Origin of the sequence: Synechococcus sp. MIT S1220, assembly GCF_047303025.1 — a bacterium.
Classification (GTDB): Bacteria; Cyanobacteriota; Cyanobacteriia; order PCC-6307; family Cyanobiaceae; genus Parasynechococcus.
Map to the genome: position 1 here is coordinate 2,073,125 of NZ_CP138939.1, position 25,982 is coordinate 2,099,106.

The following is a 25,982-nucleotide window of genomic DNA, read 5'->3' on the forward strand; positions in this document are numbered from 1 at the left end:
CAATCGGACTCGTGAGCGACGGCCAGGTTGCAGTGATTGCCATGGACAAGGCCTCAAGCGAGGTCTTGGTCTTGGATGGACCTTCACCGCCGACCGAATCGATCGATACGGCGCTCTCTAAAGCAGAGAAACGCAAGCTGTACAGCGGTCATCTAAGGGAACCGCTTGCCACAGAGCTCAAGAATGAAGAGATCAAATTCAGCGAGGATTCAGTTCAGCTGTTGAAGTTTCATGGCAGCTACCAACAGAATCACCGGGAGCTGAGAAAGACGGACAAGGTCCGCTGCTGGCAGATGATGCTCCGCCTGCGCAGTCCGGGTGGACGGATCCCTGCGCAACTGTTCATGGCTCTCGACGAGCTTTCGAATCGCCTCGGGGATGGAACCTTACGGGCCACCACCCGCCAGGCATTTCAGATGCACGGCATCGCCAAGGCCGATCTGAAAGAGGTGATCGGCACAATTGTGCGCAACCTTGGCTCCACGCTGGCGGCCTGTGGTGATATCAACCGCAATGTCATGGCTCCTCCAGCGCCATTTGAGAAGGGTGGTTACCCCGTGGCACGGCAGCTGGCCGACGAGATTGCCGATCTGCTCAGCCCTGAAGCCGCAGAGTGCTCCTATCTCGATCTGTGGGTTGACGGTGATCTGAGTTATCGATTCAAACCGAGTCGTCCAGTTCGCAAGGCCCGACAACGACAGATTGATACGGGGGTGTTTTCCAACAGTGCAGACGAACCGCTTTACGGAGACACCTATCTGCCGAGAAAGTTCAAGGTCGCCGTCACGGTTCCAGGAGACAACTCCGTCGATCTGCTCACCCAGGACATTGGACTGGTGGTGTTCACCGATCCCTCTGGAGTGCTTCGGGGTTGCAACGTCTACGTCGGCGGTGGCATGGGAAGAACCCACAACAAGGAGGAAACCTTCGCCCGTGTCGCTGATCCCCTCGGCTACGTCGATGCCGATGGCATTTTTGATCTCGTTCAATCGATCATGGCCTTGCAAAGGGACTTCGGTGATCGGGAGGTCCGCAAGCACGCCCGTTTGAAATACCTCCTGCACGACAAGGGAATTCAGTGGTTCCGGAGCATGCTCAAAGAGCGCTATTTCAAAGGCCAACTGAAAGGCTTGCGCAATGAACCGAAGGCCAAGTTGATGGACTACCTCGGCTGGCACCGCCAACGCGCCGGCTGTTGGTTCGTGGGCCTTCCCCTGATGTGCGGTCGCCTCAGCGGTGAGATGAAAGCCGGGCTCCGTCGCCTTGTTGAGACCTATCAGCTTGAGATTCGCCTCACCGCCAACCAGGATCTGCTCCTCTGCAACATCGGCACGCCTCAACGGGCAACAATCCGAGACAAACTCTCCGCACTTGGGTTCGACGTTCCCGAGGCTCCAGCGCCTCTTGCCCGTCATGCGATCGCCTGCCCTGCCCTGCCCACCTGCGGACTGGCGATCACAGAAGCAGAACGGATCCTCCCCAGCGTGCTTGAACGGCTGGATGAACTGCTGCGACGCCTCGACATTGAAAAATCGATCCTGGTGCGAATGACCGGCTGTCCGAATGGTTGTGCACGCCCCTACATGGCTGAACTGGGGTTGGTCGGCAGTGGAGTCAACCAATATCAGCTGTGGCTTGGGGGCACCCCCAACCTGCAGCGCCTGGCACAGCCGTTCATCGAGAGGATGCCCCTCGATCAGCTCGAAGCGACACTTGAGCCCCTCCTCCGCAGTTGGAGGGATGCTGGCGGTCGCCGCAGCCTGGGTGACCACGTCAACAAGCTTGGGGCTCAGGCGGTGACGGAGCTGCTGGGAGTCGCTGCGTAAATCGCTCGAGCGGCTCCACTGCGCCAGGCCCAGAGCTGGTCTCCATGGCTGAAATGCCACCACTCGTTCGGATGTTGTTCGAACCCGAATGCGGTCATCACCTGGCGCAACAGAATTCGTCGTCCATGCCAGACCGCCGCGGAAGACAGCGGTTGGTGATCCGCCTGATCCCTGTAGTGATCCGGTTCGGAGATTGAACCGATCGCATCGATGGCTCCTCCCATGTCAAGAGGAGACCCATCGGATGCCGATGCAAGGGTCAGGTCGACTGCAGCCCCGGTGCTGTGGGGAGGTGGTGTAGCAGGATCATCACTCGGTGGTGCCCAGAAACGGCCAACATCGGCCACTACACTCTTCAGATCCTGGGCTTGGGCTGGATCCAGGCGATCCACACCACGGCGATTGCACTCCTCGCTGATGGCATGGGCCACCATGTAGGACTGAACGGGAATAGGCCGCCAGGCATCGAAAACAGCAAGGCGGAGCTCCGGATGACGGGCTTTTAACTGGTCCTCAGCGCCGAGCAACCGTGCAATCACCCCGGAACGGAGACGAAAGGGGTCTGCCCCTGCTCCATAGGGCGCACCGACGCTGACATAGGGGTGAGGCTCCAGTCGCAGCAAGGCATCCGGCAGAGGTTCCAGGGGTTCCTGACAATCGACGATCGGCCGATCACTCCAAGGCCTCACATCCAGTGGCGCAGAGTCAACCCTTCATAACAAGGGACGATCTTCAATTCAGCGGCGTGCCACCTGCCAGTCGTCGCTGTTGGTCCGCGAGCAATTGAAGCAGGGTGGGGTGTTGCCCTAGGTCAGGGTCGTCCGTAAGAATGCTCTCCCCAGCGGCCCGAGCGTCGTCCAAGACAGCCGCATCGTCGGCCAGGCTGGCCAGGGCAAGATCGGGCAAACCAGACTGGCGTGTTCCAAGAACCTGTCCTGGACCACGCAATCTCAGATCCATTTCAGCGATTTCGAAGCCATCGGTCGAGCGCACCAACACATCCAGACGCTGCCTGGCCTGGGGGTTCGAGCTGCCATTGATCAGGATGCAGTGGGAGGCAGCGGCACCGCGCCCAACGCGACCCCGCAGCTGATGCAACTGGGCGAGTCCGAAGCGATCCGCATGATCAATCACCATCACGCTGGCTTCGGGAACATCCACCCCCACTTCAACGACGGTTGTGGACACAAGAACCTGAAGTTCACCCGAAGCAAAGGCTCGCAGCACCTGCTGTTTCTCCGCACTGCTGAGCCGACCATGCAGCAGGCCGACCCCGAGATCGGAGAAGACCCCTGACATCAATTCATCGTGCACATCCACAGCGGATCGCAGATCGAGTTTTTCAGACTCGTCCACAAGCGGCAGCACCACATAGGCCCGCTGACCCTGATCAACCTGAGAGCGAATCAACTCCCAGGCCTGATCGCGCTGTGAAGCGGAGAGCATCGCGGTACGAATTGGCGTCCGACCTGGGGGCAACTCATCGATCTGACTGACATCCAAATCCCCGTGCAACGACAGCGCCAGGGTGCGGGGGATCGGAGTTGCCGTCATGGTCAATAGGTGCGGTTGCAATCCCTTGTTGAGCAGGCGATCCCGCTGGTGCACGCCGAAACGATGCTGTTCATCAACCACCACCAGACCAAGACGGGAGAACAGAACTGGATCCTCCAGCAGGGCATGGGTACCCACCAGGACCTGCAGCGATCCGTTGATGAGATCCTCCAACAGCCGGCGACGCCGGGGCTTGGGAGTGGACCCCGTGAGCAGCTCGACGCTCACATGCAGCTGGGGCAGCCAGCCACAGAGATTCCGGTAGTGCTGCTCGGCCAAAACCTCGGTAGGAGCCATGAATGCCCCCTGCCAGCCAGCTTGAACGGTGCTGAGCAGAGCAGCGATGGCCACCACTGTTTTCCCGGAGCCAACATCACCCTGCACCAAACGTGCCATGGGCTCTGGGCGCTGAAGGTCGGCCTCAATTTCAGCCTGGACACGACGCTGAGCCCCCGTGAAAGCAAAGGGAAGCAGCTCCATAAAATGGCCCACCAAGCCATCGCGCGCTCCGGAGAGCCCCAAGGCCGGGGCGGGCTTGGCGCGAAGAATGCGACGACGGGTCAGCAGACTCAGCTGCAGCAACAGGAATTCATCGAAGACAAGTCTGCGACGCGCGAGATCAAGTCCAAGACGATCGACGGGTCGATGCAAACCCTGCAGGGCTTCTGCCAGGGGAATCAGATCGAAGCGACGGCGCTCCTCCGCGCTGAGCGGATCCGGCCATTGGCCCGCCAGGGGAAGCACTTGCTCGACCAAACCACGGAACCGATCCGCAGCGATCCCTTCCGTGAGTGGATACACCGCAAGCAGGCGCCCGATCCGATCCGACTTCACCGGAGCGTTGGCACTTTCCAGCACCTCGATCAACGGATCTTGAAAAGACAATCCATAGGCGCCATCCTTGACAAGTCCACTGACGGCAACAGTGGCTCCCGGGGGAAAGAGCCTCTGTTGCCCTTTCAGATATGCCGTTGAACTGAAGCGTTTGCCAGCCAGGAACCGACTGACCTTGAGCCTGCCTGTCGCATCCTGAAGCTGCAATTCCAGGATCGCCAGATTCGGATTGCGAGGGCTCACAAAGCCGCTGCAACGGCGGATGGTGGCGACGATTGTTGCCGTTTCACCTGCCACCAATGCATTGATCCGGCGCATCGCGGAGTAATCAACGTGGTCGCGGGGGTAATGGCGCAACAAATCGCGCACCAGCAACAGCCCCATCGATGCAAGCCGTGCAGCCAATTTGGGGCCAACGCCTGACAAAGCGGAGAGGGGACTATCGAGATTCAGGGGTTCCCGGCTTGGCCGATCTCGAGAACGATCAGAGACGAGCTTCAATGTCGGGGGAGCCATCGGCGCCGAAGGCTCAAGACGAGAACGGAGACCGTGCAGCCACTGACGGGTTTCCGTGATCAGCCGTCGACGTTCAGCCCGTTCAAGACCCGGATAGCTTCCAAAGCGTTGTTGAAGGGTCTCCAGGCGTTCAGGGCTGCCCTCGGGAAAGGGAAGGGCCGGAGGCTGAGCAAGCTGCTGTTCCAGAAATTGATGAAACCGTTGCTGACGTCCCTGAACGTCGGAACAATCACGTTCGATCTCCAGGGTCAGAGCCTGCTGCAGTGGACGAAGCCACCCCAGGAGCTGCTGCAACTGGTGCTGGGTCAGCCCCCTGGTGCCTGAGGTGGTTTCGGATCGGTCGAGCTCTGCCAAAGAATTCTCGCCTCGTGATCGAGGTATCGGCGCTGCCAATGCCGCTGCTGTCGCACCATTGTGTTCAGTTCCTGCTGATGCTGGCGAAGTCGACGCCGACATCGACGCAAACGATGGCTGTCAAATTCCAGTTCGCCGGATCGCAGCAAAAGACAGAACACATCAACGCCCTGTTCCAAATCACCGACGGCCATGGGAAGGCGCAGGCGGAGCAGATTTGATGCCGCTGAATGGGTTTCAACCTGTCCGTTCAACACAGCCTCCAACAACGTGACCGGCAGCAGGGTGCTGGCCAGACCGCAACGCAACATTTGCACGTTGATGGCGTGGGAGAGATTGCGAAGGCGACGGCTGAGCGCCTGATCCAGCGCCTCCATCCAGTAAAGAAGGCCATCCGGCATGTCGGGCATCATGCCCTTGTTGGCTGAATCGCTCCCGGCAACGGCAAGTGACGTCAACTCATCTTCAGCCATGCCAGCTGAATGATCGAGCGCCTCCCCCGCCAACTGAAAAAGCGAACGGAGCACACCCAGGTCGCCGCTGTCCGGACTGTCATCCGTTGGCGGCTGAGCTGCCGCTGCTTCGCGTCTGTCGCGACGCGGTTGCAGCGCCCCATACCGCTGGGGCTCGCTGAGGGGCAGATCGAAACTGAGATTGACCGATCCTGTCGGCTCCTGGGACGACATCTCCGTTGAGCTTTGCGTCAGCTGTTCCTGCTGCTGTGCCAATCCATTCAGCAATTCCCGATTCGCTCGCGCCTGGTGGCGACGCGCTTCTTCCTCCATCTGGCCAACCAGGTGGACCAGCTGTTCAATGGTGAGCAAAACAGAACAGCGGCTCCCGAGCTCTTCAACAGCGACGTGAAATTGCTGACGGGTTGACTCAGGAAGGTTTGCGAAACGGCCTGGATCAACATCACTGACCAGGCGATACAGGGCCTGACGGATCCTGCTCGGCAACTCGTCGCGAAGGATCTGAAGATAGAGGGCCTCATCCCTATACAACGACGCCGAACGTTGCTGACAAAGCCATTGAAGCTTTGCCAGCTGTTCAGATGGATCGTGAACGTTGTGTGGTTCCGCTTCGGGCACCAGGTTCAGCCGGCGTTTTGCATCGAAGCCACCTCTGCGGCAAAGTCGTTTTCAGCGACCTCAATGCCTTCTCCAAGGGTGTAACGCGTGAATCGGCGAACCTGAACGTTCTCACCAATCTTGCCGGCGGTCTGTTTGACGAGTTCAGCCACAGTGATTGAACTGTCCTTGATGAAGGGTTGCTCCAGGAGGACCAATTCCTTCAAGCGTTTACCAATGCGACCCTCAACGATTTTCTCCTTCATCTTGTCGGGCTTGCCATCGAGATCATCGCGTCCCATCTCAATTTCCTTCTCACGGGCAACAATCGAATCGGGGATCTGATCCGTCGTGACATATTCCACATTCGGACAGGCAGCGACCTGCATGGCGACGTCACGCACGAGTTCCTGAAACATGTCACCGCGTGCTACGAAATCGGTCTCGCAATTCATTTCGAGCAGGACACCGACGCGTGCACCGGTGTGGATGTAGCTGCCGACTGCGCCTTCTGCAGCGGTGCGGCCTGATTTCTTCTCAGCACTCGCGATTCCTTTCTGACGCAACCATTCGACTGCTTTTGTTGTGTCCCCGTCTGTAGCAGAGAGGGCTTTCTTGCAGTCCATCATTCCCGCGCCAGTCTTGTCGCGCAGGTCTTTGACAAGCTTGGCGGATACGGCAGCCATCTGAGAAAGGGAAGAAAGTGGAACGTGAAGAGCCACCGTCAAGCTGAAGCAGGACGGCGGCGCGAACTTAGCGTTTAGGGCGATCGAGGAGCTCAGCCCTCGATGTCGTCACCGCCGCGTTGATCATTTGATCCGTGGCGACCTTCATTGATCGCATCAGCTAAACGACCGAGAACAAGCTGCACCGAACGGACAGCGTCGTCGTTGCAGGGGATCGGGACCTCGCAAAGATCAGGATCGCAGTTGGTATCCAACATGGAGACCAGTGGGATATCGAGTTTGCGAGCCTCGAGGACGGCATTGGATTCACGGCGCTGGTCAACCAGCACCACAACATCGGGAAGCCGACGCATGGTTTTCAATCCTCCGAGATATTTCTGCAGACGTTCAAGTTCACGACGAAGCACTGCCCCCTCTTTCTTCGGGCGCATGGCAATGGCGCCGCTGGCTTCCATCCGTTCGAGGTCCTTGAGACGGTCGATCCTGGCCTTCATTGTTGTCCAGTTGGTGAGCATGCCACCCAGCCAACGCTGATTGACGTAGGCAGCACCGCAACGGGCAGCTTCAAGGGCCACCACTTCAGACGCCTGCTTCTTCGTGCCGACAAAAAGGAAGCGTTTGCCGCTGCGGGCTGCAGAGCGCGTCCACTTGTAGGCATTGTTCATGCAGACAGCAGTCTGCACAAGATCGATGATGTGAACTCCATTACGCGCGCAGTAGATGTAGCGCGACATCTTGGGATTCCAACGACGAGTCTGGTGCCCAAAATGGGCACCGGCCTCCATCATCTCGGAGAGTGTGACAACAGCCATGGTTCGAGGGTTTCGGGTTCGCCTCCACCTGCTAGGGACGGATCGGTGATCTGCCTGGTGGCATGAGCTCCGATCGCATTCACCCGAAACGAGCAGGTGTGCGGTTTGAAAGGACTAGTAGAAGTTATCAAAGCAAGGGGCAGTTGATTCCAGATGCCTTGGCCTCCCTGAAGAGAACCCTCACACCAATGCGATTCAACGGCAACCGCAGCAACTCCATCGCGGTGCCCGAATGGCCTCGGCGAATCAACCAGCGCAAGATGGGCCGGAGGTTCTGTTCATTGATCAAGCCACCCAGAGTGAGAAGTTCCCAGAGGATCCGATGGAGCCAGGTGAACTGAATAATGAAGCGCACGCGCCGGGTTGGATGTTTTCGGTAAAACACCAGTCCCATCCGGGCCCGTTCACCTTCCACACGGATCAGATTTGGGATCTGATCCAGACTCAAAGCTGGATGCCAGTGGTATCCAACAGCTTCTGGACATTTAATTAATTCCACACCCATGCGACGTAGCCGCTCGCCCAGCTCAAGATCTTCCCAGCCGTAGAGCCTGAATCCAACATCAAAGAGTCCTGATGATTCGAGCACATGGCGATCAATCGCCACATTCCCCGTAGCGAAATAGGCCCAGGAAAGGTCACGTAATTTGTGTCGCTCTCCAGTGGGGTTATCGAAATCCGCTGTGTTAATGACAGCCCCATAGGTGAAAGAGAGCCTGGCGTCGTTTCCTTTCCAGGCCCGCTTCAGCGCCCTGCCATGACAGGCAAGAAACGTGGGGGTCACCACCAGATCACTGTCAATGAACACAATCACGTCGCCTAGCGCCCGTCGGACCCCGTTGTTGCGTCCTTCAGCGGGACCGCCATGGTCCTGTTCAAACAAACGAACATGGGGGAAACGCTTTGCTTTGGCGCGCAACCAGTCCGGAGTGCCGTCCGTTGAGCCGTCATCGATGACGACTACCTCATACTTTTCCAGAACGCCACCTAGATCCTGAGCCTCAAGAGCCTCCAGGCACTTCTCCAGGATCGGCTTCCGGTTGTAGGTCGGAATCACGACACTGGCAAACATCACAACAACCTCAATAATCAGAGCTGATTGGAAAGCCTGAACGCATACAAAAGGGGGCTCCTCGGCCCCCTTTCATCGATGGATCGAAAAGGCTGGTCCCTAGTCGGCAGCGCCGCCGTTGTTGGCAGTTCCCGTGACACCATTGCCAGCACCCTCTCCACGTCCGTCATTGCGCAGTTTGCGCTTCTTGAACTTGCGGGCGTAGGCGCGATTTCGCTCTTGCTTTTCTTTCTTGAGATTCCGGCGCTTCGCCATTCGATGAAATCAATGAAACGTCAATAATGATTCTACTCTCCAGCTTCCAGCAAGCATCCATCTTCCATCCGCAACAACCGATCGGCCATGTCGAGAATGCGTGGATCGTGGGTGACCATCAGAACAGCGCAGGCCTGCTCACGGGCCAATTTATTCAGCAACTCCACCACGGAACGCCCAGAAACACTGTCCAATGAAGCCGTGGGTTCATCCGCAAGCAGCAACTGAGGTTCCGCTGCCAGGGCACGTGCAATCGCCACACGCTGACGCTGACCACCGGAGAGCTGGTCGACCCTTTTTATCTCGTGACCCTCTAAACCCACAGCACGCAACCATTCCCTGGAGCGAGCGCGTCTTGCTGCAAATGACAGCCCCGGCAACAGATCCGCACCCATTTGCACGTTTTCTTCAGCCGTGAGGCATTTCAACAAATTGTGCCCTTGAAAAATCATGCCAATTCGTCGTCGAAGCCGCTGACGACGACGACGACCCGCACCTCTCAATTCCTGACCAAGAACATTGACCGATCCAGAACGGGTGGTGCGTAGAGCACCAATCAGAGTCAATAAAGTGGTTTTGCCGCAACCCGAAGGGCCGGTGAGGATGACAACTTCACCTGCGGAGATATTGAGAGAAACGCCACGGAGAACTTCACGGTATGTCGATCCATGCCCAAAACTGTGGACCAGTGAATCAATTTTGACGGTATCGGTTGTCATCAGAAAATCTCCGCCGGATCAGCATCAGCCAGCTTGCGCATGGCAAGCACAGAGGAAGCGAGGCACATCGAAAAAATCATCACCAGAACAGTGATGGCCCGCTCTGGAGTCATTAACACAGGCAGCCGAGTCGCATCGCGCACCAGCCAATACAGTCCTTCTCCTGCAAGATAAGCAGGGAGATAGCCCATCACAGCCAGGTAAAAACCTTCACGGATCACAACTGCCAGCAACTGGCCCAGTGGATAACCCATAGCCATGAGCGTGGCATATTCAGGCAGATGATCAGTGACGTCAGAATAAAGAACTTGATAGACAATCACGCAGCCAACAACAAATCCCATCGCGGCTCCAAGCGTAAAAATAAAACCGATTGAAGTTCCACTACGCCAATGATCCTGCTCGAAGTCAATGAATTCCTGTTTGGTTAAAACGCGAACATCGCCTGGTAGTAACTTTTGCAAAGACTGCTTCGTTTTATCAACATCAGCATCGTCGTAAAGCCTTATCAGTCCAACTTCTATGGACCCCGGACTCTTATTTGGCATCAAATCAAGGAACGTTTCTGTTCCCGTAACAAGATTACCGTCCGCACCAAAGCTCGTCCCAATCTTAACGAGACCGGCAACCCGAACACGATTCCCAGCAATTTCAGTTTCCACCAACTTTCCCTCACGATATTCTTCAGGAATCGGCCCGAATTCTGGTCGGGACAATTCATCAAATAAAACTCGGCCCTTGAGCTTCAATTGGTCATTTTCTGTCTCAAAATCGGGATCGAGAAAAACAGGGTCGTCTGGGTTGTACCCAAGGGCCAACAAAGAACGTGTACCGCGCGATTCAGGATTCCTCCAAAGCATGAGGCCCCAGTGCACGGGCGAGATGCCTTGGACTCTCGAATCAGCCAGCGTCTGGACCAGACGCCGGCGTGGGAATCCCTCCATTTGAACCGAATTCACCGAACTTGGGCTGATCAAAACGAGATCTGCGTCAAAGAGACGGTGGACGGTGACGCTAGCTTCAAACAAACCATCACGAAATCCGAATTGCATGAACATCAAAATCCCAGCAAAACTGATCCCAGCCAGAGCAATTAACAAACGTACTGGTTGACGTGTAAGCATCAACCATGAGAGAGAAATGCGTTTTTGTCTTAAAAGACCAAACATCATTTAGACTCAAAGCGTGCGATTACCTTCGATCCTGAGAGATGGCTTACTTTGGCAGAATCCTTTGGTTCAAGTGATACAAGTACTTCAACAATTCGCGCATCGGCATCAGCAGTCGGGTCCGTTGAAAGTACCTCCCGTTGCAGTACCTGCGGAGTGATCAATATCACCTTTCCTGTCAGAGAACCACTAAAACCACCATTTTCACTTTTCAAGTTTACGAATTGACCAGGACGAATTCTACCTATATCTGATTCATAAACTTCTAATCTTGCCTGCATCTTGCTGCTTTTTCCTACTTCCATCACCCCGATATCTGAGGGACGCTCACCCACTTGAGCATGAACCCGAAGGATCTGACCCTCAATCGGCGAACGTAATTGTGTTTTCTGCAAATCTGCATTAAGACCCTTTAATTGAGCCAAAGACACCAACCTTTCTTGTTGAAGCTGGATCAATTCGTCCTGTGCGTCATCAACACTCAATAAAGCCACCGCGCCAGACGAGGCTGGTTGCCGATATCGATCCAACTCACGTTCCTGAAGCTTGATCCGAGCATCAAGACCCTGGACCTTTGCCTGAATTTCCGCCATGTCCGCCAGTACCTCCTGACGATTATCAAATTCCGCTAACACTTGCCCATCGAGGACCAGATCACCTTCTTTGACAAGGAGTTGGGATATACGAGGGGCACCGACAACACCAAGTGTTGGTGCAGCGAGTTGAAGGACATCGCCTTCAGGCTCAAGGATGCCGAGAGCAGCAACAGTTCGGATTTGCGGTCGCTCGACAGGTTCAGAGGGGGCTGACTCTGAGATTTCAGAGGTTTTGCGGAATTGTAAATAGCCCAGACTTACGGCGGCTATGCCAAGACCGGCAACAAGAACAATGAGACGAGATTGCATCTGAGCGGCGCTTGCAATTAACCGTTTAACGTTTGCCCATCATAGGGGGATTAGGTTTCTGCGCTATCCATGCTGGACGTGGTCGCCGCAAGACGTGATGCCAGAATCTGTAAAGTATACATGGCATTTTTTGAGTCGTTCTGAATACAATTGATAAATTGGCGGCGACTTAGAATCATAACCTCTAAATTATTAGAGGCAACAACACTCGCCGATCGCTTCTGATCCAAGATCAGCGATAATTCACCAAAAAGATCTCCCTTACCTAAGGTGGCAACCACTTTTTTCGACCCATCAGAGTTAGAGGAAACCTCAACATTGGCGGACCCATCGACAATAAAATAAGCACAATCCCCCACCTCGCCCTCGTTAACAACAACTTCGCCGTCGTCAAAATATTCTCGAAAGAAAGGCTCCATAAATCCAATAAAGGCTTGACGCTCAACGAAATCAATAAAACTTTTACGGACTTCAAGCATATTAATTTTCATTGGCTGAATGGCAAGATCATGATGATGAGATTGAACGACATCACCAATTTTTTCAAAGCCAATACGTTGCATTACCCGTGTCAATGCTGGGTTAAATGGTGCAACACAATGGCTGATATTATTTCGGTGTGCCCAATAATAGGTTAACATCATCATGCCATTTAATATTTTTAGATTTCCACGTAGTTCAGGGTCAATCGCAAGCTGACTCAGCGACGCAGTCGCGGCGTTTTTGGGAGAAAACGATCGGAAATCGAAATATTCATCGGCGGGGAAACCAATTGTTGGATCATCCCGATTGAGTCTGGCTGTCCCTACAATCTGATCGGCCGCCATAGCAATTACAAGAACTGAAGTGCCACAGCAATCAAAACGGTCATACAAGCGTCTATCGGGTGCTGGAGAATAGCGACCATCGTGCTCGACAAATACTTTATGTCGCAATTGCAGAGCTTCATCAATCTCTGCAGCTGTCTCAGCAAGCTTAATCTTAATACTCATATCAGCCTTGTGATGAATGTTCTGACATAGCATTAATTATATATTCACCACGATGAAAACGTTGACGCAACAGACCAGAAGCCAACATACTGGCTATTTGTCGATCGTCCACACTCTCTATCAAGTGATAATGATGTTTCTCGAGGAAAGGGGAGATCAAGCTTTGTGCACATGTCCAACCAAGCGACTCTTGCTTAATACGCAAATATAATCTTAAGAGCCAGCCACTGTCATTGTTTGGGGAATCGAGAGGCTCTAATGCGGTAAAGATTAATTGTGATCTTTGACTTGTCAATTGGGAAACAGAAGACAGCAAAAGCTCAACATCAGACAAAGATAAATACATCAACACACCCTCGCACACGAAGACAGATTTAAGACTTTGATCAAAAAATTGACAACCTGATAAAGCATCAAGCAAGTTTTCACGAGCAAAGTCGACCGCAGCAAAATAATAATTTTTTGTCAATTTTATTTGTTCAACAAGAGCTTCATTCTTATCTTTGCTAGTTGCCGGATGGTCAACTTCAATAAATCGAATTGAGCCAAACTCCGTCGACAATCTCCAGGCCAAAGTATCAAATCCAGCACCAAGAACAATAACCTGTTGGGCACCATCAGAAATCGCATCACGTACACAATGTTCGATATACATTTTTCTGAGCACATAGTGAAATGCCATTCCTGGAAGCGTTAATCGCTCAAATAACCGCAGAAGCAATCTATGAATAGGACTTTCTAGACGTCGCAAAAGTTTTCTCCCCGCCCTCGAAGATCGAAGAATAAACTCGTTGCTATCTAAAAGTGACCCTGGAACGTGACCTCGATCTTCTGAATACCTGCCGCTGTAAACGATTCCCTGAGAGACCGTGTAAGCGGTTGAGCTTGCTTCGTCGGCTTTCACAGTAAATTACCAAGATGTTTAATACCTAGCCGTAGCAGGGCAAGATTGCTAAGTTCATGATAATTTCTTCGACTTTATGGCGTATTTTTTTAGGAACTGCTAACCGTCAGACGCGAGTCATGACCGCATCAATCGACCATCCACCGAACCAATTCCCCACTCGCCTAAGACAGAGCATTGTATAAACCAAAAAAGATCTTGCCAGCAACGTAGTGAATCAAAGTCACACCAATTAAATTTCTTGTTCGTGAGTAAACAAAACCGAACAACAAGCCACTTGCGAAGGTAGCAACAATCGGAGTAAAACCAAGTGGATAATGAAGGACAGAAAAAATTGCAGATGCCAACACAATTGCTAATGGCTTTCTCCACTGAAATTGAATCACTTCTTCAAGTGATGTTTGAATTGATCCACGAACAAAGAATTCCTGAAGATAGCAGTGAAGTAGATAAAAATATGTTTGCAAACGACTCAAGTGCATGGCTTCGAAAACATCAACCGCACTAATACCAAAGGCATTAGGGAAGGAGTAAATAGCGAGAAAAGAGAGAACGACTATAGAAATACTTCCAATCACACCATCGAGAAGGCTTTTAACAAAATGTTCTGATGTCACCCCAAATGCAGCCAAGGGCTGCCGCGTCGCAGCAACAAATATCAATGGCGGAGGGATTACAAATAAAATAAACAACCAACTCCATAGCCCATCAGTCGGGTAATTTATGGAAGCCATGAATGAAAGAAATATCATAGCGATACTGAAGCCGGACAAACACAGAAGTATCGTCGAAGAAGCATTCGAAGCCTTCTTTAATTGAAGCAATAAGGTTTGATTTGTTGACTCAAGCTTTCGTGCTGTGTCAACAGCGGAATTCCTCACCAATAAATTGTAAATATCAGAATATTTCCTTATCTGATTCAGAGGAAATAAAAGGCAGTTTGTCTGACCACGAGCCTCCACATTCATACTTGCAGGGCGCCCAAGCAGAGACTGACCACCAACAAATTCCCCGGGCTCGAATAAGGATGCTACGACATACTTTTGATCCCCGATTTGATCAGTAACATCAAAACGACCCTCCAATAAAATTACAAAAAAATCATTAATTTTACCTTTCTCGATGATCAATTCGTCCTGATCAAAAAGCTTTGTTTCTGCAAGCGAAAGCAGCTCTGCAAACGTCTGATCGTCCAAGCTGTTGAAGATACTTGCTGTTTTCAGACCGTTCATGCCAACAGCATCGCGATGTCTAACCAAATCTAATCAAAAAATGTTGCTTCAGCAGTAAATGTGCCAATCCAATGAAATCAAGGCTCAACATGGCTTTTCAGGATCATCAAAAAGAAGTTCTGTAATGTAACGATCAGCCCAAGTGACGTCAAAGGCTTTTTCAAGAATCCGACGGGTTTTATCATTGCGTTTTTGTTGAACGCAGTAATTAAGCTGCCCTTCATAGCGATCCAGCGTTGAACGGTGTGATGACGAATCTGGAGAAGCAGACATCACCGCTGAACCAAGACTCTCCAGGTAACGCGAAACAACAGATAGGAATTGCTTCTCCTCATCGAGACCATCGGGCCGAATGAAGCAGACATGGGGGGAAAAGATGGTTCCCCAACCTGGCAAGGTCCGCTCCTGGCGGAACGTCGGACGTGGCAGAGCAGAGAGATCGCTTTCGATCACCGCTGGGAGGTGACCACACACCGGTGACACATCAACGATTGCGGCTGAAATCCCTGCGGGACCTGCAACGACATCAGCTCCGAAGATCGGCAAATCGAATCTGGGATCAGGAAACCAAACGCAGTGCAGGATCTGCAATCCCATTCCCAGACGGGCGATCTCCAGATGCATCTTGCGCAAACCACGGCAGCGCTTGAGCTCATTGCGAATAAAAAGGCGTTCCCCGTCCAAGGAGCCACTGATCTGTTCCAAATCCGACGCCAGCCTGAGTGGCTTGAGGTCGGGTAAATCGATCCAACTGCCGCGGATGCAGTCCGCCAGCGCATAGACCAATGGGTGCATGCCCTCTGATCCATCCGTCATCGGGGGCTGCATTCAGTCAGACAGGCACAGAATGGAACTTTGCCACGCAGTTCTGAACTCCCTCCCCTCCGGTCCGTCGCTGGATCACTGGTCGTTGAACAACGGTGTGGGCTGCGTTGAGGCCCTGATGCCCGATGCCTCCCTCACCTGCCTTGATCTTTGGTGCCAGGCGGGAAGCAGCTGGGAACGGACACGGGAGGAGGGGCTGGCCCATTTTTTGGAGCACATGGTCTTCAAAGGAAGCCAGCAACTCGCGGCAGGGGCCTTTGACAGAGAGATCGAAGCCCTCGGTGGCAGTAGCAACGCTGCTACAGGTTTTGACGATGTTCATTTCCACGTTCTGATCCCAGCAGACCAGGCCAACCAGGCCCTGGACCTGCTTCTCGACTTAGTTCTTCAACCATCTCTGGCTGACGACGCCTTCGGATTGGAACGCGATGTGGTGCTTGAAGAGATCGCCCAATACGCCGATCAACCGGATGAGCAGGTCCTGCAACAACTCCTCTCCAAAGCCTGTCCAGGTCATCCCTACGGCCGGCCAATCCTGGGTAAACCCGCTTCATTGCTGGCCATGACACCTGAGGTGATGCGGGGGTTCCACACCCATCATTATCGAGGCAGCAACTGCTGTTTGGCCGTTGCCGGACCAGCTTTCAATGGACTTCGCGACAGGATTAACGCGTCGGCTCTTGCAGATCTGCCTGGCGCTTCCTACAAAGAAGTTCCCTCTCCGTTAGCGGCCGTGGAGCCCGGGCGCCATGAGATCAGGGTTGATCGGCTGGAATCCGCCCGTCTGCTAATGCTCTGGTCGATGGCTCCTGCAAGCGAGCAGACCACGGTGATGGGCGCGGATCTGGCCACCACCGTCCTGGGAGAAGGTCGGCGCAGCCGTCTCGTCTCCGAACTACGGGAGAACCTGCAGATCGTCGAAACTGTCGACATGGATCTGACCGTTCTGGAACAGGGAAGTTTGGTAACCCTGGAGATCTGTTGCAGTGAGGAGAATGTGGCCCGCGCCGAACGGGCCGTGAAAGACCAGCTCAAGCGCGCAGCAGACCAGCCGATCGAACCCTGGGAACTGGAACGGAGCCATCGCCTGGTGGGTAACGGTTTGCGATTCGCGCTCGAATCGGCCACACAGGTGGCGGGCATGGCCGCCAACCAAATGCTTTGGGATCGTCCTCAAGGTCTTCTCCAGCCGCTTGAGGTCCTGAAGAGCTGGACTGACGTCACATTGCAGGAGCGATTGTTCACCCATCTCCAACCCGATCAGGCCTGCACGCTGGTGGCTCTCCCCGGAGAGGCATCGTGACCGCCAGGCCTGAGCTCCTTCTTGAGCCCCTCAGCACGCCGGATGTGATGGCGGCCAAATTGCTGATTCCTTGTGGAAGTGCTGCGGATCCAGAGGGCCAGCGCGGCGTCCACCAGCTGCTGGCTTCGGTCCTGAGTCGTGGCTGTGGGCCCCACGATCATCTGCAACTGGCTGATCTCGTGGAAGGGAGCGGCGCCGGACTGCGCTGTGAAGCCCATGAGGATGGTCTGTTGATCAGTCTTCGCTGCGCCAGCAGCGACGCCTCCGAGCTGATGCCGTTGATGGCCTGGATGGTGACCGCTCCACATCTTGTGGAAAGCCAGATCGCCCTTGAACGCAATCTGAGTCTTCAGGCTCTGCAGCGCCAACGGGAGGATCCATTTCACCGTGCTTTCGATGGGTGGCGACAGGTTGCCTACGGCAATGGCGGCTATGGACACGATCCCCTGGGTTTGGAAACCGATGTCGCCAGCCTCGACCGGGATGCACTCCAACCCCTGGCCGAGGGCATGAAGCATTCTCCCGCCGTCCTGGCGGTGGCGGGACTCTGGCCGGATCAACTGGAATCAGATCTGATGCAGTGGCCCGGTTTCCGTGACTGGAGCTCGAGCAACAGCGAACCATCCGTCGAGCCTGGAGACCCACAGTCGATCGGACAGACCCGTCGTGAGACCTTGATCAGTCAACCGCTGGCGACGGAGCAGGTCGTGATCATGCTCGGACAGCCCACCGTTCCCCATGGTCATGCCGACGACCTGCCCCTGCGCCTGCTGCAATGCCATCTCGGCGTGGGCATGTCAAGCCTGCTCTTCCGCCGGCTGAGGGAGGAGCACGGCGTCGCTTACGACGTTGGTGTTCACTTCCCGTGCCGCGCTCACCAGGCTCCCTTCGTCATGCATGCTTCCAGCGGGGCGGACCGCTCCGACCTGTCTCTGAGGCTGCTGATGGAGAGCTGGCAGGAACTTCTCTCCGATCCCCTCTCCGACGCCGACCTCGATCTAGCGAAATGCAAGTACCTCGGGCAGATGGCTCACGGACGCCAAACAAGTTCGCAACGGGCCGAACGACGTGTTCAGCTTCGAGGACTCGGTCTGCAGAACGACCATGACGACCTCTGCAGGCAGACCATGGAGGCCGTAACGAGCACAGATCTGATCAGGGTGGCGCAAAAGCACCTTCAGGCTCCTCGGTTAAGCCTTTGCGGCCCCAGTGGTCGGCTCACCGAGCTGGAGCGCGTCTGGTCAAACAATGCAGATTCAGGGCGCTGAATCCGGCTGATCAACGCAGACAAGGCGGTCCTCAGCAATCAGGAACGTGCCGCGCCTGAACCGAACGGCAAGCACGTTGAGTGGATGGAGAGCCACTACTTCACCAATCTCCCCAGAACTGATCAAGTCAGGTGGGCGCAGCATCGGCATCGGATCGGCCGTTTTGAGATACGGAACCGAGTCCTTCAGTCGCATCTTGTCGCCGATCGAAGCCATGAGATCTGGGCAGGGATTGCATTCTCGAGCAGGATGGGCCGAAACGATCCACCCCTGTGCGGGCCCTCGCAACCTGGAGCGGTGCTTTAGCCGGACTTTTGCTGATCCTGATCGGCAGCCTCCTACCGTCGGCCATTCTTCTGCCCGTTTCCCCCCATCTCGTCGATCTACCCGCCACCTGGCAGGTTCCGTCCCTGCTCCTCTGTGCCCTGGTCAGCGGCCCACGCGCCGGGGTGATCACCGCAGTGGCCTACCTGACCATCGGGCTGGCGGATCTTGAGGTGTTTCAAGGGGGAGGTGGAGTGACTTATCTGATGAATCCTGGGTTTGGATTTCTGGCCGGATTCATTCCTGCTGCCTGGTTGACAGGACGCCTTGCTCAGCAGAACGGGATGGGCGATGTGGTCGCTCAGACCGGAGCCGCGATCGCCGGACTACTCAGCATTCAGCTGTGCGGAATGCTCAACCTGGGACTCGGGGCTCTCTTCAGCCGCTGGACCACGCCATTGCCACAGCTGCTGTACGAATTCTCCTTGGGCCCCCTTCCAGCCCAGTTGCTTCTCTGTGCAGCGGTCGGCGTGCTGGCCGTAGGGCTAAGGCGCCTGCTTCTGATTGAAGGATGAAGACCCGGGCCATCGATCGTCTTGCAGTTCTCACGCTGGCTTCTGTCGTCGTGATCCTCGATCAATGCAGCAAGGTTTGGATGACCGGTCTGCTCAGTGGAGGGCAGACAAGAACCGCTGTGCCCGGTTTGCTGGATCTACAACTGGTTCGCAACACCGGAGCGGCGTTCAGCTTGTTCAGAGACTCCACTCTGCCCCTGGCAGTGCTGAGCCTCACCGTCAGCGTGGCCGTGATCATCTGGCTCTGGAGACAGCGGCGGCTGCCGGCGTGGCAGGCGCTTGCTGTTGCATTCCTGCTGGGGGGAACCATCGGCAATGGACTGGACCGTTGGCGCCTCGGCTATGTGATCGACTTTCTGGCCCTCGTGCCGATTCGTTTTCCAGTTTTCAACATCGCCGATATCGCGATCAATCTCGCCGTGGTCTGTTTCCTGCTGGATCTACTCATGCACCGGGAGACAGCACGGCGTGACTGAGCTCCGATCTGATTTAGACACGGCAAGCCTCATCATCCACCAGCTGGATCGAGCGGATCGCCGCATTCCCCTGCATGGAGAGAGCTACCGGCTTGGCCGTGAAGGACAACTGGAGATCGCGCTGCGTCATCCTGCGATCAGCCGTCTGCACGCTCTGCTCGAACGGGACCGGAGTGGTTGGAGCCTGACCGATCAGAACTCAACCAACGGACTTTGGTGGAAAGGACGCCGTGTTCGCACCCTGGAACTCCGAGACGGAGACCAACTCGCATTGGCTCCCAGTTCGGAACCAGGTGCACCGACCCTTGAATTTCATGACCCTGCTTCCAAACGGACCCGTCGCCTGAGAGGGCTGGCTGCTGCAGTGGTGGCAACAGGACTCGCCACAAGTGGAGCAATCCTCCTGCTAGCGAATGTCAGCGTGCCTGTGCGCGGCCGCCTGGCGACAGTGCAGGGACCGATCGCGATCTACGACCTCAACGATCAGCCGATCGAATCGGTTCATTCTCAACGCCACCGCGAACTTGATTCGGTCAACGCCTTTTCCCCCGCATTGATCGAGGCCCTTCTTGCCAGTGAAGACAATCGGTTCTGGTGGCATCCAGGCATCGATGCCATCGGCACGTTACGAGCCCTGATCACCAATGTCTCCGGAGGGCAGCTGCTGGAGGGTGGCAGCAGCCTGACCCAGCAACTGGCTCGCAGCCTTTATCCAGAGCAAGTGGGAGAGGGAGACACGCTTGAGCGCAAATGGAGGGAGCTGATGGTGGCTCTGCAACTGGAAACTCGATTCAGCAAAGCCGAATTGTTACTGAGCTATCTGAATCGGGTTTATCTCGGGGTTGGCTTCGGCTTTGAGGACGCCGCTCAGGTTTATTTCAATCAATCCGCGGCTGATCTCAACCTGGATCAGGCAGCACTTCTGGTCGGTCTGCTGCCATCACCCAACGGCCATGACCCCTGCCAGTTCCCACAACGAGCCCTGGAGGCACGCAATCGGGTGCTGAACAAGATGGCCGATGAAGGACGCCTGTCGATCGATGAAGCGAGAAGAGCGCGTCGTCGTCCGATCGAGTTGTCTGCCAAGACCTGCAGCCAGGTCCATCGCAGCAATGCTCCTTACTACAGCGATCAAGTTCGACGAGACCTCACTGATCTGGTGGGTGCGGATGTTGCCGATGAAGGCAATTTCCTGATTGAAACGTATCTGGACCCTGTGCTTCAGACCGTTGTGGAACGGCAGTTGCGCACGTTGCTGAACACCAAAGCAGAACTTGGCGTCAGCCAGGGGGCTGTGGTCGTGCTCGATAGCCGAAACGGTGGAATTCTCGCCATCAGCGGTGGTCGTGACTACCGCTTCAGCCAGTTCAATCGCGCCACGATGGCCTTGCGCCAGCCCGGCAGCACATTCAAGCTGTTGACCTATCTCACCGCTCTCGAGCAGGGCATCTCGCCGGAGAGTCAGCTGGATTGCAGTCCGCTGGACTGGGGTGGTCAGCGTTTCGATAGCCCATGCCAAGGCCAGCTTTCCCTCACCCGTGCGTTCGCCTCCAGCAGCAACACCGCCGCGCTTCGCCTCGCCAAGACGGTCGGACTAGAGCAGGTGATCAGACAGGCCCGAGCCCTGGGTATCACCACAGATCTTGACCCAGTTCCCGGTCTCACCCTTGGTCAGAGCGAGGTCAGGTTGATTGAGCTCACAAGCGCCTATGCAGCCGTCGCCAACGATGGCCTATGGCTCCCACCCACAACAATCCGCCGGCTTGTGGACGCTGAAACCTGTCAGCAGGAACAGGCGCAATCGTGCCGAAGTCTTCTTGGCGCAGGTCAGGGCAGTCTGAACAAAGCACGCAGGGCCATGAAACTGCAGACGGCCCTTGCGATGCAGGGGATGCTCCGGACAGTGGTTCGAAGCGGAACTGGCCGCAGCGCCTTCCTGGGAGGTCAGGAGGGAGGCAAGACAGGAACCACCAACGAGGGGCGGGATCTGCTCTTCGTGGGCTACGAACCATCCCGCCACTGGGTACTTGGAATCTGGCTTGGCAATGACGACAACAGTCCGAGTTCCAGCTCCAGTGCGCTGGCCGCAGCCCTCTGGAGGGACATCATCCGAGCCGCTGGTCGAGGCAGCGTGACGAACTCGTGATCAACCGAAGCAAAGTGCTTCTGGTTCTCGGCGCAGGCCTGCTGGGGTTGATCGTTCTGGGAACACTGCTCCAGATGATCAGGACCCTCCTCTGGGACCTGAGTTACCTGTTGCCGGGCTGGCTGATCACTCCGGTTCTGCTGCTCACAGTGGCCCTGATCGCCGCTTTGATTGTGCAGTTCGGTTGGCCCTGGTGGCAGGCCTGGCAGCGACGCCGATCCAAGCCAAGCGAACAGCCGGCGCGCGATCTCGAGATTCCGAAGGATCGGCGTCAAGCCGCAAACCGGAGTCTTGGAAGCCTTGATCAGTTGCTCGAACGACTGGAGAATGATGTACAACGCGCTGGCCTTCAACAGGAACGTGAGCGTGTTGAACAGGAGCTGAACCGCGGCGATCTTGTCGTCGTGGTGTTCGGAACCGGATCAAGCGGGAAAACCTCGCTGATCCGGGCGTTGCTTCAGGAGATGGTTGGAACCACCAGCGCAGCGATGGGCTCAACCCGGCAAAGCAGCCGCTACCGGATGCGCCTTCATGGACTGACCCGAAGCCTCCAGTTGGTGGACACCCCGGGAATTCTTGAAAGTGGGCCGGATGGACGGAGCAGGGAAGAGTCGGCCCGACATCGGGCAGTTCGCGCTGATCTTCTTCTTGTCGTTGTTGATGGAGATCTACGGGCTTCGGAGCTGGAGGTGATCCGGTCGATTGCGGACCTGGGAAAACGCGTTCTTCTGATCCTGAACAAGCGGGATCTAAGGGGTGTCGACGAAGAGCGGAGACTCCTTGACATCCTGCGCTCCCGTTGCAAGGGAATGCTGCAACCCTCTGACATCCTGGCCTGCAGCGCTGCGCCCCAGTCCATTCCTCGTCCAGGGGGCAGACCGCTGCAACCCGATGCTGATGTGAACGAACTGCTTCAGCGTCTTGCCTCGGTTCTGCACGCTGAAGGTGAAGAGTTAATCGCCGACAACATCCTGTTGCAGTGTCGTCATCTCGATGCAAGGGGACGCGATCTGCTCACACGGCAACGCCGCCAGGAAGCGCAGAGGTGTGTTGATCGCTACAGCTGGATTGGCGCTGGCGTCGTGGCGGCCAATCCCCTACCAGGCGTGGACCTGCTGGGAACAGCCGCGGTGAACGCTCAGATGGTGATGGAGCTGGCGCGCGTTTATGGCATTGAGCTTGCCAAGGAGCAGGCCAGGGAGTTGGCGGTTTCAGTCGGTCGAACGCTGGCCGGACTGGGAGTGATCAAAAGTGCCGTGACTGTGATCGGTACAGCGTTAAGCCTCAGCCTGCCGACCATGTTGGCCGGACGGGCAATCCAGGCCGTCGCCGCCGCATGGCTGACCCGCGTGGCCGGTGCCAGCTTCATCCGCTATTTCGAACATGATCAGGACTGGGGTGATGGCGGCATGCAGGACGTGCTTCAGGAGCAATTCGACCTGAACCGCCGCGATGCGTCCCTGAAACGATTCCTGGCAATGGCTATGCGCCAGGTTGTGGAGCCGCTTCAGCAGATGAAGGCGCAACGTTTGCCGCCTCGGCCAGAGCCTCCGGCGGCGGGGGGCGCATCGGGCCGCGGGCGTCGAGAACCGTGATCATTAGGAGATAAACAAGACCGATCGCGATAGAAATCGCGCCGGTCAAGATCGCGACCCAGCGAGGTCGCTGTGACGGCTGGGGCATCAATGGGATCAGTGTTAGGTGGATCAGATCACGGATTGATTGATCAGTGAGGCCAGCTGGTCCAGATGCTCACTGGTTGTGTGGGGATTTCCCAGCACCGCTTTCAGACAATGACTGCTTCCGTACAAGGGGCGAGAGAGCATGAACCGGTGCTGGATCAAGATCCGACGGGTGGTTTCAGACCAGCGATCCGACTGCTGATCAGAATGGCCGGAGGGTCGAAAGGCCACCAGGTGAAGGGAACCGTTGTGAAGGGTGAACTGATGAGGGTCCAACCGTTGGGTGAACTGTCGGCAGCGATCGAGAGCTGAACGAAGCACCGTTTCAATGCCGGTTTCGCCGAGCTGACGCAGACCGAGCCACAGCTTCAGAACCTCTGCCGGGCGTGTGCCCTGAAGACCAACCTCTCCGCCATGGTGCTCGCCGAGAGGAGCTTCCATGTAAGGAAGCCCGGTGGAGAACGCAAGACGCAATTGGGTGGGGTCGCGCATCAGCAACAACGAGGATGCCTTGGTGATCCCCAGGAGTTTCTGCGGGTTCACGGTCAAAGAGTCGGCGCTCGAAAGGCCGCGCACCAATTCGGCGGTTGAAGGGGCAAGGCCGAACACCGCACCAATCGCCCCGTCAACATGCAACCAGATTCCATACCGCTGACACAGGCCAGCGATTTGGTCCATCGAGTCCACGGCACCACGCACGGTGGTGCCGGCGGTCGCCACCACTGCAAGACACGGGCGGCCCTGGTGATGCAATGCCACCAAACGCTCTTCAAGAGCATCGAGGCAGAGGCGCCCCTCCGAATCAACAGACAGTTGCTGAAGCGCATCGTCACGCAGTCCCATGACACGGACGGCCTTGAGCAACGACACATGAGCATCACGGCTGCAAAGCACCACCCCCCTCTGACGATGCTCGGGCTTAACGCGCTCACGAGCTGCAACCAGAGCCATCAGGTTGCTGAGCGTTCCGCCACTTGCCAAAACCCCGGTGGTGCCATCTGGAAAACCAAGTCGTTGAGCAAACCAACGACAGAGCTCGAGCTCCAAGGCGCTGAGTCCAGGTGATAGCTCCTCAGCGAGGAGATTGTTGTTCAATCCTGCACAGATCAGATCTGCAGCGATCGATGCTGTTAGCGGAGGTGGATCCAAATGAGCAAGGGCCCCGGGATGGGAGGGCTGATATGCGCCGTCCATGACGATCTGCAGATCATCCAGGAGCTGAGGCATGGAAACACCATGCAAAGCGGGGTTGACCTCCGGAGCGGGTCGAATGGTTGGCAGCGGTGTCCTCTGATCAGAACTACCCAACCAGCGACACAGCAATTCACTGGACTGGTGAAGAAAGTCACGCAGTACAGGATCAAAGGCATCCGGTGATGCGAACGGGGCCAGGTCCGTCGATCCTGATTTGAATCCGGGACCTGCGTGCAAAGGAGAAACTGGAATTCGCCCAATCCTTGCGTCTCGGGGGTCCCTGTTCACAGATCGAATGTCAATGGATCAGAGAAGACAGAGTGTGACTGACCGAACCCTGGAGCAGTGGATGAACATTCTGCTGTTGAGAGCAGAGCAGGTCGGAGAGGAGGGTGAGGTTCCGGTCAGCGCCGTGGTCCTTGATCGCACCGGGCGTTGTATTGGCCATGGGCGCAACCGCCGCGAGTTCAAGAAAGATCCATTGGGACACGCAGAATTGATCGCCTTGCGTCAGGCAGCGTTAATTCTCGACGACTGGCGATTCAACGGCTGCACATTGATCGTGACGCTGGAACCATGCCCCATGTGTGCAGGCGCCTTGGTTCAGGCACGCATGGGCAGCGTTGTGTTCGGTGCGCACGACTTCAAACGTGGAGGATTAGGAGGAAGCCTCAATCTTGCAGCCCATCCAAGCGCTCATCATCACATGCAAGTGATTGGTGGTGTTCTGGAAAAGGACGCACGCCAATTGATTGAATCTTGGTTCAAACGACGACGAGCCAAAACGAAACACACTCAATGTGAACATTTGGCGTGATGAGTATCTAGACATATTGATCTGGACGCATTGATCAGGACATATCAATCACCTTGCAAGGGTACAAGAAGTTAATAGAGTAAAACCTCAATGGCAAGAGGCAAAGTATATCTTGCCATTGAGCTTGATTTCAAATCAACGTGTGAATCCAGAGAAGCGCTCAAGGATCTTTGGACTCATCGCGGACAATGCGTCGAGAAGATCTTTTGAAGGAAATCCGTACACCGTTACAGATTTAATAGCTGCTGCAGCCAGAAAACGCTCTGCATATTTGGACCCAAAGGTCTGAATATGACCAAGAGCAGTTGGAGAATCGGCGTACCGCTCGTGGAGATGGAGCTCGCCGAAAGCGGAATCAACAGACCATTCGAAATTCAGGGTTCCTGGTTCATTGGCCAGGAAATCCGAAGACATCTCCTCAGAAAGGGAGACCAATTTGTCTCGATTTGAAGCTTGGACCTCACATTGGATAACCCAAGAAACCCACGTTTGAGAAGCTGACATAGATTCAGAGAGCGAAATTTGCAATCAA

25 protein-coding genes are annotated in these 25,982 nt (G+C 55.5%); 8 read left to right on the forward strand and 17 right to left on the reverse strand.

What is annotated here, in order from left to right; translation table 11 throughout:
* Window positions 1-41 precede the first annotated feature (41 nt).
* Window positions 42-1,826 (forward strand): NADPH-dependent assimilatory sulfite reductase hemoprotein subunit, encoded by a 1,785-nt coding sequence (locus SIB64_RS10645; RefSeq protein WP_413442990.1) that lies wholly within the window; start codon window positions 42-44, stop codon window positions 1,824-1,826.
* Here SIB64_RS10645 and SIB64_RS10650 read toward each other — a convergent pair.
* The 14 genes from SIB64_RS10650 to SIB64_RS10715 form a co-directional block, all read right to left on the reverse strand.
* Entirely contained in the window at window positions 1,790-2,515 is a 726-nt protein-coding gene (locus tag SIB64_RS10650; RefSeq protein WP_413440187.1) for a M15 family metallopeptidase, read from the reverse strand. The two genes, SIB64_RS10645 and SIB64_RS10650, sit on opposite strands and share 37 nt — an antisense overlap.
* Before the next feature lie 43 nt (window positions 2,516-2,558).
* The gene (gene recG, locus SIB64_RS10655; RefSeq protein ID WP_413440188.1) at window positions 2,559-5,084 is read right to left on the reverse strand and encodes an ATP-dependent DNA helicase RecG; all 2,526 of its coding nucleotides are present in this window, start codon (window positions 5,082-5,084) and stop codon (window positions 2,559-2,561) included.
* Window positions 5,036-6,175: a hypothetical protein gene (locus SIB64_RS10660; RefSeq protein WP_413440189.1), complete on the reverse strand. Its 1,140-nt coding sequence runs from the start codon at window positions 6,173-6,175 to the stop codon at window positions 5,036-5,038. Before SIB64_RS10660 ends, recG begins: the two co-directional genes overlap by 49 nt.
* A gap of 5 nt (window positions 6,176-6,180) precedes the next feature.
* Window positions 6,181-6,840 carry a translation elongation factor Ts gene (gene tsf / locus SIB64_RS10665; RefSeq protein ID WP_413440190.1) on the reverse strand — a complete coding sequence of 220 codons (660 nt, stop codon included), beginning with the start codon at window positions 6,838-6,840 and terminating at the stop codon, window positions 6,181-6,183.
* 92 nt (window positions 6,841-6,932) lie between these two features.
* Window positions 6,933-7,652 (reverse strand): 30S ribosomal protein S2, encoded by a 720-nt coding sequence (gene rpsB, locus SIB64_RS10670; protein ID WP_413440191.1) that lies wholly within the window; start codon window positions 7,650-7,652, stop codon window positions 6,933-6,935.
* A gap of 127 nt (window positions 7,653-7,779) precedes the next feature.
* Window positions 7,780-8,724: a glycosyltransferase family 2 protein gene (locus tag SIB64_RS10675; protein WP_413440192.1), complete on the reverse strand. Its 945-nt coding sequence runs from the start codon at window positions 8,722-8,724 to the stop codon at window positions 7,780-7,782.
* A gap of 99 nt (window positions 8,725-8,823) precedes the next feature.
* Window positions 8,824-8,979: a hypothetical protein gene (locus SIB64_RS10680; protein ID WP_006171625.1), complete on the reverse strand. Its 156-nt coding sequence runs from the start codon at window positions 8,977-8,979 to the stop codon at window positions 8,824-8,826.
* A gap of 32 nt (window positions 8,980-9,011) precedes the next feature.
* Entirely contained in the window at window positions 9,012-9,698 is a 687-nt protein-coding gene (locus SIB64_RS10685; RefSeq protein ID WP_413440193.1) for an ATP-binding cassette domain-containing protein, read from the reverse strand.
* Window positions 9,698-10,867: an ABC transporter permease DevC gene (gene devC / locus SIB64_RS10690; RefSeq protein ID WP_413442991.1), complete on the reverse strand. Its 1,170-nt coding sequence runs from the start codon at window positions 10,865-10,867 to the stop codon at window positions 9,698-9,700. The genes SIB64_RS10685 and devC overlap by 1 nt, the downstream gene beginning before the upstream one ends.
* Window positions 10,867-11,772 (reverse strand): HlyD family efflux transporter periplasmic adaptor subunit, encoded by a 906-nt coding sequence (locus tag SIB64_RS10695; RefSeq protein WP_413440194.1) that lies wholly within the window; start codon window positions 11,770-11,772, stop codon window positions 10,867-10,869. The genes devC and SIB64_RS10695 overlap by 1 nt, the downstream gene beginning before the upstream one ends.
* Window positions 11,773-11,822: 50 nt before the next feature.
* A complete protein-coding gene (locus SIB64_RS10700; protein ID WP_413440195.1) occupies window positions 11,823-12,764 on the reverse strand; it encodes an N-acyl amino acid synthase FeeM domain-containing protein in 942 nt (313 codons plus the stop codon).
* Between the two features lies 1 nt (window position 12,765).
* Entirely contained in the window at window positions 12,766-13,668 is a 903-nt protein-coding gene (locus SIB64_RS10705; RefSeq protein WP_413440196.1) for a class I SAM-dependent methyltransferase, read from the reverse strand.
* A 164-nt stretch (window positions 13,669-13,832) separates the two neighbouring features.
* Window positions 13,833-14,900, reverse strand: a complete 1,068-nt coding sequence (locus tag SIB64_RS10710; protein ID WP_413440197.1) for a type II CAAX prenyl endopeptidase Rce1 family protein — start codon at window positions 14,898-14,900, stop codon at window positions 13,833-13,835.
* Window positions 14,901-14,984: 84 nt separating this feature from the next.
* A complete protein-coding gene (locus SIB64_RS10715; RefSeq protein WP_413440198.1) occupies window positions 14,985-15,728 on the reverse strand; it encodes a phycocyanobilin:ferredoxin oxidoreductase in 744 nt (247 codons plus the stop codon).
* A gap of 19 nt (window positions 15,729-15,747) precedes the next feature.
* On the opposite strand from SIB64_RS10715, the gene SIB64_RS10720 reads away from it, so the two are divergent.
* Both SIB64_RS10720 and SIB64_RS10725 read left to right on the forward strand, forming a co-directional pair.
* Window positions 15,748-17,028 carry a M16 family metallopeptidase gene (locus tag SIB64_RS10720; RefSeq protein WP_413440199.1) on the forward strand — a complete coding sequence of 427 codons (1,281 nt, stop codon included), beginning with the start codon at window positions 15,748-15,750 and terminating at the stop codon, window positions 17,026-17,028.
* Complete coding sequence (locus SIB64_RS10725; RefSeq protein WP_413440200.1) at window positions 17,025-18,296, forward strand: M16 family metallopeptidase; 1,272 nt, start codon at window positions 17,025-17,027, stop codon at window positions 18,294-18,296. The genes SIB64_RS10720 and SIB64_RS10725 overlap by 4 nt, the downstream gene beginning before the upstream one ends.
* Here the strand turns inward: SIB64_RS10725 and SIB64_RS10730 are convergent.
* Complete coding sequence (locus SIB64_RS10730) at window positions 18,285-18,512, reverse strand: NAD(P)H dehydrogenase assembly family protein (protein WP_413440201.1); 228 nt, start codon at window positions 18,510-18,512, stop codon at window positions 18,285-18,287. The genes SIB64_RS10725 and SIB64_RS10730 overlap by 12 nt on opposite strands.
* 56 nt (window positions 18,513-18,568) lie before the next feature.
* Between SIB64_RS10730 and SIB64_RS10735 the strand changes: the two genes are divergently transcribed.
* The 4 genes from SIB64_RS10735 to SIB64_RS10750 are packed head-to-tail and all read left to right on the forward strand — an operon-like array spanning window position 18,569 to window position 23,352.
* On the forward strand, window positions 18,569-19,135 hold the full coding sequence (locus SIB64_RS10735) for a biotin transporter BioY (protein WP_413440202.1): 567 nt from the start codon (window positions 18,569-18,571) through the stop codon (window positions 19,133-19,135).
* On the forward strand, window positions 19,132-19,611 hold the full coding sequence (gene lspA, locus SIB64_RS10740) for a signal peptidase II (RefSeq protein ID WP_413440203.1): 480 nt from the start codon (window positions 19,132-19,134) through the stop codon (window positions 19,609-19,611). Before SIB64_RS10735 ends, lspA begins: the two co-directional genes overlap by 4 nt.
* The gene (locus SIB64_RS10745; protein WP_413440204.1) at window positions 19,604-21,757 is read left to right on the forward strand and encodes a transglycosylase domain-containing protein; all 2,154 of its coding nucleotides are present in this window, start codon (window positions 19,604-19,606) and stop codon (window positions 21,755-21,757) included. Before lspA ends, SIB64_RS10745 begins: the two co-directional genes overlap by 8 nt.
* A complete protein-coding gene (locus SIB64_RS10750; RefSeq protein WP_413440205.1) occupies window positions 21,754-23,352 on the forward strand; it encodes a YcjF family protein in 1,599 nt (532 codons plus the stop codon). The genes SIB64_RS10745 and SIB64_RS10750 overlap by 4 nt, the downstream gene beginning before the upstream one ends.
* 111 nt (window positions 23,353-23,463) lie before the next feature.
* Here SIB64_RS10750 and SIB64_RS10755 read toward each other — a convergent pair whose 3' ends face one another.
* Window positions 23,464-24,870, reverse strand: a complete 1,407-nt coding sequence (locus tag SIB64_RS10755; RefSeq protein WP_413440206.1) for a pyridoxal phosphate-dependent decarboxylase family protein — start codon at window positions 24,868-24,870, stop codon at window positions 23,464-23,466.
* Window positions 24,871-24,934: 64 nt separating this feature from the next.
* Between SIB64_RS10755 and SIB64_RS10760 the strand changes: the two genes are divergently transcribed.
* Complete coding sequence (locus tag SIB64_RS10760) at window positions 24,935-25,450, forward strand: nucleoside deaminase (RefSeq protein ID WP_413440207.1); 516 nt, start codon at window positions 24,935-24,937, stop codon at window positions 25,448-25,450.
* A 135-nt stretch (window positions 25,451-25,585) separates the two neighbouring features.
* Here the strand turns inward: SIB64_RS10760 and SIB64_RS10765 are convergent, their stop codons facing one another.
* Window positions 25,586-25,954 (reverse strand): antibiotic biosynthesis monooxygenase, encoded by a 369-nt coding sequence (locus SIB64_RS10765; protein WP_413442992.1) that lies wholly within the window; start codon window positions 25,952-25,954, stop codon window positions 25,586-25,588.
* Window positions 25,955-25,982: the final 28 nt, after the last annotated feature.